The organism is Quyinboa ferrireducens, from assembly GCF_042436675.1.
In the GTDB taxonomy this organism is placed as follows: domain Bacteria; phylum Bacteroidota; class Bacteroidia; order Bacteroidales; family UBA5342; genus JBHJHP01.
On record NZ_JBHMVA010000071.1, the window covers coordinates 1 to 1,100 of the forward strand.

Here is a 1,100-nt window from a genome sequence, read left to right on the forward strand (position 1 = left end):
CTCAAGATTCTGGGCCATTTCTTTAATTTGAGATTTCGTCAGTTTCATAATGATATTTTTTACGCTTGCACCTAACGGATGGGTATATGAAACGTTGCCATCCCGCAGGGTGGCAATGATTTATATACATTGTTGTGCGTTCGTGCATTCTATAACCTGTTTTCTTATATTTTTCTTTTAATCTAATTGATTTATAACTAGAATTATTCATCAGGCATTTGATGCACTTTAAGTATGACAGCTACTAAATCAACTTAGAAACTGTATAAATTTTAAACAGTTTCTAAGAGTATAGAATAAAATTTTCAATAAAAATAATGCCTAGTGAGGTTGTGGTCATCCATCAATTATAACTCCTCCACCATGTCTGCCTATAATTCGGAGGTTTTTTAAATCGTCAATGATCCATTGTGGTAATTTATGTAAAATTTCTACAGGAAACATGTCTGATTGATACTCTAAAGTCCTAGTGATTGAATCTTCAGAATAGAGAGCAGAAAAACTGGGATCTGATAGTATTGTATCCCTGAAAGCTTGTTTAATAGAATCCTTATCAAACTTACTAATCTCTTTTTGTACTTTTTTAATTTTCGATTGATCAACTTCAAGATTCATCTCTAATAAAGCAGTTCGAATGGAATGCATACTTTTTGAACTTAGAAATGATTTGATTTCATCAACTTCTTTGTGGTCAGTTTCGATTTCTATTAATAACGAAATAACTTCTTTAGCATCAAGACTCTTTAGCTGATTTCTAATTTCTTTGTTGTCATTTGCTGAATTCATAATATTAAAATTTAAGGAAGTGAAACATTAAATAAATAATACTAAACTTTTTGAATGGTCTAAATCGTCATTATTTTTTTATAGTAAAACTAATAGGTAACAAATAGCATATATAATATTATAATAATTAAAGTCAATTTAAAAAAATAATGGAATATTATCAATACCAAAAATTGTTTAAATTTTGGGGTAACTCCAACAAAACAGTATTCTTGAGCATTGCACAGCATGACGCACAACGTTCCCGCGGTATGGTGTCGTGGCAGTTTCTGTCCGATAGGATAGGAACTGTCAGGACGAAAGGTGCTTGCAGC

The 1,100-nt window shown here is 31.0% G+C and carries 1 protein-coding gene; it reads right to left on the reverse strand.

Annotation, left to right across the window (positions count from 1 at the left end; all coding sequences use genetic code 11):
- Nucleotides 1-336: 336 nt before the first annotated feature.
- The gene (locus ACE01N_RS20450; RefSeq protein ID WP_380592930.1) at nt 337-786 is read right to left on the reverse strand and encodes a hypothetical protein; all 450 of its coding nucleotides are present in this window, start codon (nt 784-786) and stop codon (nt 337-339) included.
- Nucleotides 787-1,100 lie beyond the last annotated feature (314 nt).

Excerpts from the sequence above, each read along its gene's own strand:
- ACE01N_RS20450 (WP_380592930.1), bottom strand. The coding sequence starts at position 786 with ATGAATTCAGCAAATGACAACAAAGAAATTAGAAATCAGCTAAAGAGT.